Here is a 12,546-nt window from a genome sequence, read left to right as displayed (position 1 = left end):
CGGAGCGGCGCTACCCGGCCGCCTCCAGGATTCCCTTGTCCAGGCGCGGCGCCAGGACGCGGGCCAGGGTGTCGGTGATGTGGCCGGTGTCGCGGTACAGCACCACGCCCTCCAGCACCGCCGGGCAGTCCGGTCCGCTGCCGGGGCACAGCAGCGGGCCCAGGTCGAGGGTGCGGACGCCGTAGCGGGCGGCGAGGCCGCCGTCGAGCATCGGGTCCGGCTCGAAGGCGGTGTCGCGCGGGAAGAAGCAGGCGTCCGAGCGGCCGTCGGAGGCGGCGAGGCAGGTCGGGATGTCCTTGCCGGGCATCGGGGTGTCGCCGAGGTAGGCCAGCGGGGCGCCGACGGCGGCGAGCCGGTCCAGGGTGCGGGTCCAGCCCTGGGTGCGTTCCTCCTGGCTGCCGTAGCGGTTGAGGCCGGCCATCAGGACGAGGCGCGGCCGGGGCCCGGAGGTGAGCCGGGTGAGGGTGTTCTCGCGCCAGCGGTCGCACTCCTCGAAGGTGCGGCCGAGGACGTTGTTGCGCACGGTGAGGGTGGCGAGCGGGCAGCCGGGCTTGACCAGGACCTCCAGGGCCCAGTGCCGCTGCTCGGCCATCGCGAGTGCGGAGGATATCCACTGGCCGGCGTGCGAGTCGCCGAGCAGCACGATCCGGTCGGGGCTGTCCTCGGCGCCGAACAGGCAGCGCGGGCTGCTGTCGGCGTTCAGCGGGATCTCGCAGCCCTTGCCGGGCGGGAAGTCCTCCCGGGCGCGGGCCAGCGAGGGGGTCAGACCGAGCACCCGCGCGCCGGGGGCGAGCAGGCTGGGGCCGGTCGGGGCCCCGGCCGGGGCGGCGGAGGGGGTATCGGCGGTGCCGCCGAGGGCGCGGACCGTGCCGCCGCCGAGGGTGAGGGCCGCGATCAGCGGGATGACAAGGGCGCTGGCGCCGACCGCGAGGCCCCGGCGCGGCGCCGGGCTGCTGCCGTACCGCAGCGGCTGTTCGACGAGCCGCATGGTGAGCCAGGCGGGCAGCGCGCTGGCTGCGGCGAGGGCGGCCAGGGTGGTCCAGGGCAGGGCGCCGTAGCGGGCCTGGGCGATGGTCAGCACCGGCCAGTGCCAGAGGTACCAGGCGTACGACAGGCGACCGGCGGCGCGCAGCGGCCGGTTGTCGAGGAGGCGTCCGGCGTCGGTGGCGCCGAGCGCGCGGTGGGCGGGGCCGGCGAGCAGGACGGCGGCGGCGCCGAGGACGGGCACCAGCGCGGCGGTGCCGGGGAAGGGGGTGTTCCGGTCGTAGAGCAGGATCGACGCGAGGACGGCGGCGGCGCCGGCCCAGCCGAGCAGTCGCAGCGACCAGGCCGTACCGCGCCGCTGCGTGCGGCCGGCCAGCGCGCCGCCGAGCAGTGCCGCGCAGGCGCCGGCCGCGAACTCCCAGAGCCGGCTGCCGGTGGAGAAGTAGGCGAGCGGCGCCGAGGTCGCCGTCCACCGGACGCACAGCAGCAGCGAAACCGCGCCGATGGCCGTCATGGCCAGGGTGATCGCGACGGTGCGGCGGCGGCCGTGCAGGAAGCGGGCGAGGCCGAGCAGCAGAACGCCCCACAGCAGGTAGAACTGGTTCTCCACGCCGAGCGACCAGAAGTGCTGGAGCGGGCTCGGGGCGTGTTCGGCGGCCAGGTAGTCGGTCTGCTGGCCGACGAAGCGCCAGTTGACGACCTGTCCGGCGGAGGCGATCAGGTCGCGGGCGAGGTCGGTGCCGCGCAGCGGGTCGAGCAGCGCGCCGCCGGCGACGGCGGTGGCGACCAGGACGGTGGCGGCGGCGGGCAGGATGCGGCGGGCGCGGCGGGCGGCGAAGTCCCACAGGCCGATCGGGCGGCCGAGCAGCAGTCCGGTGATGAGGAAGCCGGAGATCACGAAGAAGACGTCGACGCCGACGTAGCCGCCGGCGAAGCCGGGAACGGCGGCGTGGTAGGCGAGGACGGAGAGGACGGCGACGCCGCGCAGTCCCTCGATGTCGGGGCGGAAGCCGGTGCGCCGCTGGGCCTGCGGCGGTGCGACGGCTTCTGCGGAGGGGCGCCGCTCGGGCGCGGCCTGCCGGTCCATTCGGACGACGCCGGGCAGCAGTTCGGCCGAGGCGGTGGCGGCAGGGGAGGAAGGGGACGACGACGGTGGTGGTACGGCCGTTGACACGGCGGTGCTCCTCGCAGGGGCAGGCAGCGGGTGGTCGGGACCGCCGGGCCGATGGGGCGGCCGGGCGGCGCATCCGCGCCGGTGGGGCGACGCACTGGGAAACGCGGTGGATCCGAACGAAGTTGATGGGTCGTCAGACATCGACTTTGACGTCAGGAGTTGATGGAGCGGCATTGGTGGAGCGGCATCGATGGAGCAGAAACTGACTTGGCGTCAGAAGATCAGCGGATCGGCCCAACCGGAGGCCAGCAGCCCGCAGAGCAGCAGCACGGCGGTGACGGCGACGGCCTCCGCGTGGCCGAATCCCAGGTCGGACCGGCGCCGCACGGGCGCGGCGACCTCTCCGACGGCGGCCCCGTTGCCACCGCGCAGGAGCGGCCACAGGGACCGGATCAGCGGGATCATGGTGTACGCGGTGAGCGCGAGCAGCGCGGTGAGCGCCCAGAAGGGCTGCCAGCCGTACAGCACGGCCGCGCGCACGAGTCCGGCGATGCCCGCGAGAACGACGAACCCCAGCCAGCCGACGCCGATCCGGGCGACCGCCTTGGCCAGTGAACTGCCGCCCGACACGGCACCGGTGGGCACCCAGTCGGCACTGCGGCGGCGCAGCGCGTGCGCGATGGCGACCACGTGGCAGAGCCCGCCGAGGAGTTGGACCCGGGTGACCTCGAAGCGCCAGCGGGTGCGGGACATCGCGGGCAGCAGGACGAGCGAGACCCAGATCGGCGGCAGGAACGGCAGGACCTGCCACGGCTGGATCTCACCGGGGGCGAAGAACAGCATGATCAGGGCGGGCAGCGGGACGGCGAAGACGTTCACCGCACTGGTGACGTAGCCGAGGATGCCGTTCCAGAAGCAGAGCCGGGCGGAGCGAGGGAGCGGTCCGCGGCGGAAGTCCGGGTCGCGGACGAGCGCCAGGGAGCCGAGGCACCAACGGTACTGCTGGCTGATGAAGGCGGGCAGGCCGGTGGGCGACATGCCCTTGGCGACCAGGGCGGGCACGTACCGGGTGGTCCACCCGGCGCGGGCGAGCGAGAGGCCGGTGTAGAGGTCCTCGCTGTGGTCGATCTCGGCGAAGCCGCCGACGCGCATGAGTGCGGCGCGCCGGTAGAGGGCGTTGGTGCCGCAGCAGACGGTGCCGTCCTGTGCGTCCCGGGAGGGCTGGATCCAGCGGTAGAAGATCTCCTGGGTGGCTCCCGCGGCGCGTTCGAGCCAGGACATGTCGGCGTCCGTGTCGAAGCACTGCGGGCTCTGCACGATGCCGACCTCGGGGTTGTCGAGGTAGGGCACCAGGTGGTGCAGGAAGTCGGGGCGGGGGCAGAAGTCGGCGTCCAGGACTGCGACGATCTCGCCGTTGCCCTCGGCCAGGCCGTGGTTGAGGTTGCCGGCCTTCTTGAACCGGCCGCGGTCGGGGCGGGCCCGGTACTGGAAGCCGTAGGACTCGGCGAGTTCGCGCACCTCGGGGCGGGCGGCGTCGTCGAGGACGATGACGGTCAGCGCCCCGGCCCACTGGACGGCGACGGTGTGGCGGTAGGCGTTCTCCAGGACGGCCAGCGGCTCGCCGGCGGTCGGCAGCAGCAGGTCGACGCTCGGGTGGCGGGCGGGCTGCCAGGCGCGCATCAGCAGGTCGTGCGAGTCGCGGGTGTAGCGGCGGGCCCGCTGGCCGTCGGTGAGCGAGAGCAGCCAGGTGGCCGCGTTGAGCACGGTGAGCACCAGGAAGGGCCAGAGCAGCGGCCGGCTGAGGGCGAACAGGCCGAGGGTGGCGGTGGCTCCCGCGTAGGAGAGGGTGGCGCAGAGCAGCACCCAGCGGCGCTGCGGGCCGAAGTACCAGTAGAGCTCCTCGTCGTCGGGCGGGCTGGGCAGGCGGAGGTCGGGGTCCGCGGGGATCCGGCGTGGGCCGGCGTCGGGCGCGGGCATGGCGGTGCCATGGAGTACGGGCATGCGGAAGTGGCCCCCCTGGGCATGGGACGGAACGTGACCGTTCGCCCTCAGCCTCTCACATTGGCCTAGACCAATCATGAACGAGGTATGACATCTCCGCATCGCCCCTGGTCAGTGACTTGACATGCCATCACGTACCGACGAACCGTCAAGCGATCATGGATTCGCCCCCGAGCACGGCCGGCCCGCGCCCCGCCGGTCAGGCCTCCCCCGGCGACCTCTTCAGCCCCTTCGTCAGCTTTTCGAACCGCAGGTCAGGACGGAGCGGGACGCCGAAACGCTCGTCGCCGTACGGGAACGGGGTGAAGACCCCGGTCCGGCGGAAGCCGCGCCGCTCGTACCACGCGATCAGGTCGGCGCGCTGCTCGATCACGGTCATCTCCAGCTCGCCCACGCCCCACTCCTCGCCGGCCAGCCGCTCGGCCTCGGCGAGCACGGCCCGGCCGAGGCCGCCGCCCTGGAGCCCAGGGCGCACCGAGAACATGCCGAAGTACGCACGGTCCCCGCGGTGCTCCAGCTGGCAGCAGGCGACCAGCCGGCCGTCCCGCTCGGCGACCAGCAGCACCCCGTCGGAGCGGCCGATGACCTCGGCGACGCCCTCGGCGTCGGTGCGCTGGCCCTCCAGCAGGTCCGCCTCGGTGGTCCAGCCGGCCCGGCTGGCGTCACCGCGGTAGGCGGACTCGACCAGCTCGACCAGCGCCGGTACGTCGGCGAGGGTGGCGGGGCGGAAGGCGGGCTGCCCGGTGGGCCGGGCGTGGCTGGGGATGGTCTCGGACATGGCGGGTCCTCATTCTGCGTGCGGTGGAACCGCCCGCCGCTCGTGCCTGCGGCGTGGCGCGGGCCGTCCCTGGTGACCGGCCTGCGGGCATCGTGCCACAGCCCGCGAACCGGCCCCGCGACCCGGGACCTGCGGTGACAGCCCCCACAGGCCCGGCCGGCGGGGGGCGCTGGCCCGGCCGCCGTCCACCCCGGACACGGCTTCGCCGCCGCGGCCTGCGCGCCGCGTCCCGCCCAGGAGGCCCAGGAGGCCCAGGAGGCCCAGGTCTCGGCCGGCGGGGCGGGAACATCGCCGGTCGACGCGCCATCGGCCCTCCTCGGAGCACATGGCAGCCGAGTCGTCACCCTGCCCGCCGCCGGCCGAGGACGTCCGGAAGGTCGGGGACCGGCCGGCCGGCCCGGCGGATCAGACCCGGGCGCCGAGCATCCGCAGCACCAACTCGCCGTAGCGGCGGCCGAGTTCGTCCGGCGTCTCGGTGGAGCGGTCGGTGAACCAGCGGGAGACGTCGATGCCCAGCGAGGTGACCGCGCGGGCCGCCGTCCGGACTTCGGACACCTGGAAGGCGCCGGCCGTCACGCCCGCCTCGATCAGCGCGCTGACCTCGCGCTCGATGTCCAGCCGCAGCGCCGCGACCACCGCGTAGGCGTCCTCGGGCAGCGCGTGCAGCTCGTAGTTGACCACCCGGCCGACCGTGCGGGCCCGGGCGTGCCAGGCGGTGAACTCCTCGACCAGCCGGCGCATCCGGGCCGCCGGGTCGCCCTCGCCGGACGCCGCCGCCCGGACCAGCTCCAGCGTGGCCGCGTGCCCGGCCTGGCTGATCTCGGCCAGCAGCGCGGCCTTGGACTGGTAGTGGATGTACAGCGCCGCCGGGCTCATCCCGGCGGCGGTGGCGATGTCCCGGGTGGTGGTGGCGTGGAAACCGCGCTCCGCGAAGGATTCGACGGCCGCCTGGAGCAGCCGGTACGCCGCCTCGGGGCGGGAGTCGGCGCCGCCGGGCAGGGTGCGCCAGAGGTCGGCGATGGGCGTGCTGGTCATGGCGCCATCCTCCCAGAGAACTCGTACACACATTCCCGCCGGCCGGTCGACGGACTGTTGACAGGCTCCCGCACCGACACCATGCTGAGCAAGCGCTTAGTCAGCCGGTGGACCGGCACACCCGCCGACCGGGCACACCCGCCGAACCGGCGCCTCCGCCCACCCGGCACCCCCGTCGAACGTTCCGTGCGAAAGGCAGGACCCTCCGTGGCGTACTCCTTCAAGGGCCGGGTGGCCGTCGTCACCGGATCGAGCCGGGGCATCGGCCTCGGCATCGCACGCGAGCTGGTCGCCCGCGGCGCCAAGGTCTGCCTGACCGCCCGCACCCCCGAGCCGCTCGCCGAGGCCGTCCACGACCTGGGCGGGCCGGAGAACGCCATCGCCGTCGCCGGCAAGACCGACGACCCGGCCCACCAGGAAGAGGCCGTCGCCCGCACCCTGGAGGCCTTCGGCCGGCTCGACCACCTGGTCAACAACACCGGCATCAACCCCCTCTACGGCCCGGTCCTCGACACCGGCGAGGCCGCCGCCGCCAAGATCCTCGCCGTCAACGTGCTGGCCCCGCTGGCCTGGACCCGCCGCGCGCACGCCGCCTGGATGGGCGAGCACGGCGGCTCGGTGGTCAACGTGGCCTCCGTCGCGGGCATCCGCTCCTCGCTCGGGATCGGCATGTACGGGGTCAGCAAGGCCGCGCTGATCCGGCTCACCACCGAACTCGCCGCCGAGCTCGGCGGCCAGGGCATCCGGGTCAACGCCGTCGCCCCCGCCGTGGTCAAGACCAGGTTCGCCGAGGCCCTGTACGAGGGCCGGGAGGAGCAGGTCGCCGCCGCCTACCCGCTCGGCCGGCTCGGCGTGCCCGAGGACGTCGCGGGCGCGGTCGCCTTCCTGCTCTCCGCGGACGCCGCCTGGATCACCGGCCAGACCCTGGTCGTCGACGGCGGCGTCACCCTCGGCGGCGGCGGCCTGTGAGCAGCGCGGCGGACACGGACGCACCGGCGACAGCGAACCAGGAGGCCCCGACGACGGACTTCGCCGGCCAGGGCGTGGTGGTGACCGGCGGCGGGCGCGGCATCGGCGCCGCCCTGGCCCGGGCCTTCGCCGCGGCCGGCGCCCGGGTCGTGGTCAACGACCTCGACGCCGACGCCGCCCGGGCCGTCGCCGAGGACTGCGGCGGCACCGCCGCCCCCGGGGACGCCGCCTCCCCCGAGGGGCTGGCCGCCCTGGTCGGGCAGGCCCGGGCCGCGCTCGGCGAGATCGACGTGTGGTGCGCCAACGCGGGCGTCGCCCCGGTCGGCGGGGCCGACGCGCCCGCCGCGGCCTGGGCGAGCGCCTGGGAGGTCAACGTCCTCGCCCACGTCCGGGCCGCCGACCTGCTGCTCCCCCGTTGGCTGGAGCGCGGCGGCGGCCGCTTCCTCGCCACGGTCTCCGCCGCCGGGCTGCTCACCATGTTGGGCTCGGCCCCGTACGCGGTGACGAAACACGGCGCGCTCGCCTTCGCCGAGTGGCTCTCCGCGACGTACCGCCACCGCGGCGTCCGGGTGCACGCGCTCTGCCCGCAGGGCGTTCGCACCGACATGCTCGCCTCGACCGGCGCGGTCGGCGAGGCCCTGCTCGCACCCACCGCGCTGGACCCGGAGGACGTCGCCGAGGCGGCGCTGACCGGGCTGCGCGAGGGCCGCTTCCTGATCCTGCCGCACCCCGAGGTCGCCGAGTACTACCGGGTCCGGGCCACCGAACCGGACCGCTGGATCAACGGGATGAACCGGCTCCAGCAGGGGCTGGAGAGGAGCGAGGCGCTGTGAGGGCCTGGCAGGTGGAGCGGCTCGGCGAGCCGGGCGAGGTGATGCGGCTGGCCGAGGAGGTGCCGCGGCCGGTGGCCGGGCCGGGGCAGCTGCTGGTCCGGGTGCGGGCCGCGGCGGTCAACTTCCCGGACGCGCTGATGGTGCGCGGCCAGTACCAGGTCCGCCCACCGCTGCCGTTCACGCCCGGCGTGGAGCTGTGCGGCGAGGTGGCGGACGGCGCGCGGCGGGGCGAGCGGCTGATCGGCAACCCGGTGCTGCCGCACGGCGCCTTCGCCGAGTACGCGCTACTGGACGCGGCCGCCGCCTTCCCCGCGCCCGGGGCGCTGGACGACGCCGAGGCGGCCGCGCTGCACATCGGCTACCAGACCGCGTGGTTCGCCCTGCACCGCCGGGCCCGGCTAGCGGCCGGCGAGACGCTGCTGGTGCACGCGGCGGCGGGCGGCGTGGGCAGCGCGGCGGTCCAACTGGGCCGGGCCGCCGGGGCCCGGGTGGTCGCCGTGGTCGGCGGCCCCGCCAAGGCGCGGGCGGCCCGGGCGCTCGGCGCCGACCTGGTGGTGGACCGGACGGCCGGGGACTTCGTCGCCGCCGTCAAGGAGTTCACCGGCGGGCGCGGCGCGGACGTGGTCTTCGACCCGGTCGGCGGGGACGCCTACACCGGCTCCACCAAGTGCGTCGCCTTCGAGGGCCGGATCGTGGTGGTCGGCTTCGCCTCCGGCCGGATCCCGGCGCCGGCGCTCAACCACGCGCTGGTGAAGAACTACGCCGTCCTCGGCCTGCACTGGGGCCTCTACAACACCCGTGACCCGCAGGCCGTCCGCGCCGCCCACGACGAACTGACCCGGCTCGCCGACCGGGGCGCGGTCCGCCCGCTGGTGAGCGCCCGGGTGCCGCTCGCCGGGGCCGCCGACGCCGTCCAGCTCGTCGCCGACGGCCGCAGCACCGGCCGGATCGCCGTCCTCGGGGACTGACGGCAGGCTCCACGGGAGCGCGGTGCGGTGGTCGGCGGATGTTGCCCTACCGCGCGTACTCCATCTCCGGGAAGCGCGCCGACGGCCCGTCCAGCAGGTGGTCGTCGTGCCCGCGCAGCCAGCGGTCGAGGAAGGACGCGACGTAGGAGCGGGTGGCGAGCACCGCCCGGTCGGGGCGGATGTCGCCCACGTCCTCGCTCAGCCGCTCCGGGGGGATCGCGCCCTGCCGGGCGAGCTGGGGCAGCAGGGACTGCGCGTCGGTGTAGGAGCCGTGCCGGGAGCCGTTCAGCGTGACATCGGCGTGCCAGCCGGTGCTGCGCTGCCAGAGGGCGTCCCAGCCGGGCTGGTGGTGGTAGTCCCCGGAGTCCTCGTTGCGGGTGCCCATCAGCAGGAACGGGCGGTCCAGGCCGTCCTGGGCGACGCTGGGCAGGTACACCCCGGTGTGGCCGTCCGGCCCGGGGAAGTGCAGTTGGCCGTCCAGGTTGACGCCGGCCGCGATGCGCGGGTCGTCGTGCATGGTCTGGAGGGCGGTGAAGCCGCCCGCCGAGTGGCCGACCATGCCGATCCGGTCGAGGTCCAGCGAGGCGGCGAGACCGGCCGGCAGCCGGGGGTCCAGGCGCAGGCCGCCGAGTTCGTCCAGGACGAAGCGAGTGTCGTCGACCCTGGTCCGCATCGATTTGCGCAGCACCGCGCCGATGTCCAGGCCGGGCTGTCCGACCAGCGCGGGGAACACGGAGGTGGCCAGCTCCCCGTCGGGGAAGGCGACTTCGGAGGCCTCGTAGGTGTGGTCCAGCGTGACCACGACGTAGCCGCGCGAGGCCAGGTCCTCGACCAGCCCGGTGCCCCAGGTGCGCGGGTCGCCGAGGCCGGCCGAGTACAGCACCACCGGGCGCGGGCCGCCGGGCAGGGCGGGGGCGTCCGGCCGGGCGTGGGTGCGGATGCCCGCCCAGTCGGTGCGGCCGGGCGTGGCGCCGTAGTTCGCCTGGCCGATGCTGCCCTCGGTGCCGAAGTGCTCGCCGGCGGCGGGCGCCATGTACCGGGCGCGGTCGGCGCCGGTGGCCGGGCGGGCGGTCGGGTACCAGAGGCTGATCATCAGCTCGCGGCGCTGCCCGGGCTTCCAGGGGTCCTGCCGCCCGGTGTCGGTCAGGTGCAGCGTGGTGGTGCCGATCGGGTACGGCCCGGTGGGCTCCGGCAGCCAGGCCCGGGCCTGCCGCTCGCCGCCGCCGTCCGCCCCCGGCGCCGGTGCTGCCGCCACCGCCCCGGATGCGCCGACCGCTCCGAGCACCGCCGTCGCCGCCAGTAGTACCGCCGCCGCGGCCCGTCCCCGCCCGCCCATGATGTCTCTCCTCGTCCCCGTTGACCTGCCGGCCTGCCGGCCCGTTGGCCTGCTGACCTGCCGGCCTGCTGATCAGGACAGTACGGGCGGGGGCGGGCCGCGGCCGTCATACCCAGGGGCCAACCTGCCCCTGAGTACTCCGGTATGACACCCCTACGGGTGCCGCCGCAGCTCCCGCCGGGCCAGCGAGCGCTTGTGCACCTCGTCCGGGCCGTCGGCCAGCCGCAGGGTGCGGTTGCCGGCCCAGAGCTGGGCGAGCGGGGTGTCCTGGCTGACGCCCGCAGCGCCGTGCGCCTGGACGGCCTTGTCGAGGATCCACTCGACGGTGCGCGGGGTGGCGATCTTGATCGCCTGGATCTCGGTGTGCGCGCCCCGGTTGCCGACGGTGTCCATCAGCCAGGCGGTCTTGAGCACCAGCAGCCGCAACTGCTCGATCCTGACCCGGGATTCGGCGATCCAGTCCTGCACCACGCCCTGCTCGGCGAGCGGCCGGCCGAAGGCGACCCGCCCGTTCACCCGGCGGCACATCAGCTCCAGGGCGCGCTCGGCGATGCCGATCGCGCGCATGCAGTGGTGGATCCGGCCGGGGCCGAGCCGGGCCTGCGCGATGGCGAAGCCCGCGCCCTCCTCCCCGATCAGGTTCCCGACCGGGACGCGGACGTCCTCGAACAGCACCTCGGCGTGGCCGCCGTGGTCCGCGTCGTCGTAGCCGAAGACCGTCATGCCGCGCCTGACGGTGACGCCGGGGGTGTCGCGCGGGACGAGCACCATGCTCTGCTGGCGGTGCGGTTCGGCCCCCGGGTCGGTCTTGCCCATCACGATGAGGATCCGGCACTGCGGGTTCATCGCCCCGGTGATGTACCACTTGCGGCCGTTGACGACGTACTCGTCGCCGTCGCGCTCGATCCGGGTGGCGATGTTGGTGGCGTCCGAGGAGGCGACCTCGGGCTCGGTCATCGCGAAGGCCGAGCGGATCTCGGCGTCCAGCAGCGGGCGCAGCCAGCGCTCGCGCTGCTCGGCGGTGCCGAACTGGGCGAGCAGTTCCATGTTGCCGGTGTCGGGGGCCGCGCAGTTGAGCGCGGGCGGGGCCAAGTGCGGGCTGCGGCCGGTGATCTCGGCGAGCGGGGCGTACTGGAGGTTGGTCAGGCCCGCACCGTACTCACCGGGGATGAACAGGTTCCACAGGCCCTGCTTGCGCGCCTCGGCCTGGAGTTCGGCGACCACGGGCGGGATGCTCCAGGCCTCGCGGGCCGGGTCGGCGAGCTGCTGCGCGAGGGCCGCCTCCGCCGGATACACGTGCTCGTCCATGAAGGCCAGCAGCTGCGCGCGGAGTTCGTTGGTGCGGGCGTCGTAGGCGAAGTCCATCGGTCAGTGCTCCTTGAGGGTGCTCAGGCCGTGCCGGGCGAGGATCGGGGCCATCTCGCCGGCCCGCTCGAAGCCCGCGCCGAGGGTGCGGCCCTGCTGGTAGCGGTAGTGGATGCCCTCGGCGACGACGGCGAGCTTGAAGGAGGCGAAGGCCACGTACCAGTCCAGGTCCCCGGCCTGTCGACCTGTCGACTCGGCGTAGTACGCGGCGAGTTCGTCGGGCTTCGGGAAGCCGGGGGCGGTCGCGGCGGAGGGGATGATGCCGCCGCCGACCCCGGCGACCTCGGTGTACATCACCAGCAGGCCGACGTCGGTGAGCGGGTCGCCGAGGGTGGACATCTCCCAGTCCAGCACGGCGGTGATCGCGTCGCCCTCGCCGTCGCCCTCGCCGTCGCCCTCGCCGTCGCCGACCAGCACGTTGTCCAGCCGGTAGTCGCCGTGCACCAGGGCGGGCGCCGGGGAGACGGGCCGCCGCGCGGCGAGCAGGGCGTGCAGCCGCTCCACCTCGGGCAGGTCGCGGTTGCGGGAGTTCGCCAACTGGGTGGACCAGCGGCGCAGCTGGCGCTCCAGATAGCCGTCGGGCCGGCCGAAGTCCGCGAGGCCGACGGCCGCCGGATCGATCCGGTGCAGGGCGGCGAGGGTGTCGACCAGCCGCAGCCCGAGGGCGCGCACCCGCTGCTCGCCGAGGGCGGCGAGCGGGGCGACGTCCCGGTGGGAGATGCCGGGAACGAACTCCATCAGGTACCAGGGCGCACCGAGCACGTCCGTACCGGGGTCGAGGAGGAGGGTGCGAGGGACGGGCACTTCGGTGTCGCGCAGGGCGGTCATGACGCGGTACTCGCGGCCCATGTCGTGGGCGGTGGCGAGGACGTGCCCGAGCGGCGGGCGACGGAGGACCCAGCGGCCGGTGCCGTCGGTGAGGACGTACGTGAGGTTGGAGCGGCCCCCCTCGATGAGGTCGGCCCGCAGCGGGCCCTGGACGAGCCCGGGCAGCTCGCGGTCCAGGTGGGCGCGGAGGAGGGCGAGGTCCAGCCCGGGCGGGTCGGCGGGGCTCTCGGGCATCGGGCGGCTCCTCGGGGTGCGGCATCATTGACTAAGCGCTTGCTTAGCATTCAGCGGGACGTCGCCTACTGTCAATGCCCACCCGCACGCGACGAGCCCCC

Annotated in this window: 10 protein-coding genes; 3 read left to right on the top strand and 7 right to left on the bottom strand. The window is 74.9% G+C overall.

Annotated features, from left to right (window positions below):
• Positions 1-10: 10 nt before the first annotated feature.
• From ACIQVZ_RS23175 to ACIQVZ_RS23160, 4 genes are all read right to left on the bottom strand, one after another.
• Positions 11-2,158 carry an acyltransferase family protein gene (locus ACIQVZ_RS23175; protein WP_402452542.1) on the bottom strand — a complete coding sequence of 716 codons (2,148 nt, stop codon included), beginning with the start codon at positions 2,156-2,158 and terminating at the stop codon, positions 11-13.
• A 213-nt stretch (positions 2,159-2,371) separates the two neighbouring features.
• Positions 2,372-4,099 (bottom strand): glycosyltransferase family 2 protein, encoded by a 1,728-nt coding sequence (locus tag ACIQVZ_RS23170; RefSeq protein WP_402452541.1) that lies wholly within the window; start codon positions 4,097-4,099, stop codon positions 2,372-2,374.
• 199 nt (positions 4,100-4,298) lie between these two features.
• Positions 4,299-4,877 carry a GNAT family N-acetyltransferase gene (locus tag ACIQVZ_RS23165; protein WP_402452540.1) on the bottom strand — a complete coding sequence of 193 codons (579 nt, stop codon included), beginning with the start codon at positions 4,875-4,877 and terminating at the stop codon, positions 4,299-4,301.
• 405 nt (positions 4,878-5,282) lie between these two features.
• The gene (locus tag ACIQVZ_RS23160; RefSeq protein WP_402452539.1) at positions 5,283-5,912 is read right to left on the bottom strand and encodes a TetR/AcrR family transcriptional regulator; all 630 of its coding nucleotides are present in this window, start codon (positions 5,910-5,912) and stop codon (positions 5,283-5,285) included.
• A 207-nt stretch (positions 5,913-6,119) separates the two neighbouring features.
• On the opposite strand from ACIQVZ_RS23160, the gene ACIQVZ_RS23155 reads away from it, so the two are divergent.
• The 3 genes from ACIQVZ_RS23155 (at position 6,120) to ACIQVZ_RS23145 (ending at position 8,682) form a co-directional block, all read left to right on the top strand.
• On the top strand, positions 6,120-6,881 hold the full coding sequence (locus ACIQVZ_RS23155; protein WP_350879835.1) for an SDR family oxidoreductase: 762 nt from the start codon (positions 6,120-6,122) through the stop codon (positions 6,879-6,881).
• 74 nt (positions 6,882-6,955) lie between these two features.
• A complete protein-coding gene (locus tag ACIQVZ_RS23150) occupies positions 6,956-7,714 on the top strand; it encodes an SDR family oxidoreductase (RefSeq protein WP_402452568.1) in 759 nt (252 codons plus the stop codon).
• Entirely contained in the window at positions 7,711-8,682 is a 972-nt protein-coding gene (locus ACIQVZ_RS23145; protein WP_402452537.1) for an NADPH:quinone oxidoreductase family protein, read from the top strand. Before ACIQVZ_RS23150 ends, ACIQVZ_RS23145 begins: the two co-directional genes overlap by 4 nt.
• A gap of 46 nt (positions 8,683-8,728) precedes the next feature.
• On the opposite strand, the gene ACIQVZ_RS23140 is transcribed toward ACIQVZ_RS23145, so the two are convergent.
• From ACIQVZ_RS23140 to ACIQVZ_RS23130, 3 genes are all read right to left on the bottom strand, one after another.
• Entirely contained in the window at positions 8,729-10,018 is a 1,290-nt protein-coding gene (locus ACIQVZ_RS23140) for an alpha/beta hydrolase family protein (protein ID WP_402452536.1), read from the bottom strand.
• Between the two features lie 153 nt (positions 10,019-10,171).
• Positions 10,172-11,383 carry an acyl-CoA dehydrogenase family protein gene (locus ACIQVZ_RS23135; protein ID WP_402452534.1) on the bottom strand — a complete coding sequence of 404 codons (1,212 nt, stop codon included), beginning with the start codon at positions 11,381-11,383 and terminating at the stop codon, positions 10,172-10,174.
• Positions 11,384-11,386: 3 nt separating this feature from the next.
• Positions 11,387-12,445: a phosphotransferase family protein gene (locus ACIQVZ_RS23130; RefSeq protein ID WP_402452533.1), complete on the bottom strand. Its 1,059-nt coding sequence runs from the start codon at positions 12,443-12,445 to the stop codon at positions 11,387-11,389.
• Between the last annotated feature and the right edge of the window lie 101 nt (positions 12,446-12,546).

The sequence above is a fragment of the Kitasatospora sp. NPDC098663 genome (assembly GCF_044760075.1).
GTDB lineage: Bacteria > Actinomycetota > Actinomycetes > Streptomycetales > Streptomycetaceae > Kitasatospora.
This window is presented reverse-complemented; position numbering and strand designations above follow the sequence as displayed.

Bases quoted from the DNA above. Each gene is read 5' to 3' on its own strand.
- ACIQVZ_RS23170 (WP_402452541.1), bottom strand. From the start codon at position 4,099: ATGCCCGTACTCCATGGCACCGCCATGCCCGCGCCCGACGCCGGCCCA.
- ACIQVZ_RS23165 (WP_402452540.1), bottom strand. From the start codon at position 4,877: ATGTCCGAGACCATCCCCAGCCACGCCCGGCCCACCGGGCAGCCCGCC.
- ACIQVZ_RS23160 (WP_402452539.1), bottom strand. From the start codon at position 5,912: ATGACCAGCACGCCCATCGCCGACCTCTGGCGCACCCTGCCCGGCGGC.
- ACIQVZ_RS23140 (WP_402452536.1), bottom strand. From the start codon at position 10,018: ATGGGCGGGCGGGGACGGGCCGCGGCGGCGGTACTACTGGCGGCGACG.
- ACIQVZ_RS23135 (WP_402452534.1), bottom strand. From the start codon at position 11,383: ATGGACTTCGCCTACGACGCCCGCACCAACGAACTCCGCGCGCAGCTG.
- ACIQVZ_RS23130 (WP_402452533.1), bottom strand. From the start codon at position 12,445: ATGCCCGAGAGCCCCGCCGACCCGCCCGGGCTGGACCTCGCCCTCCTC.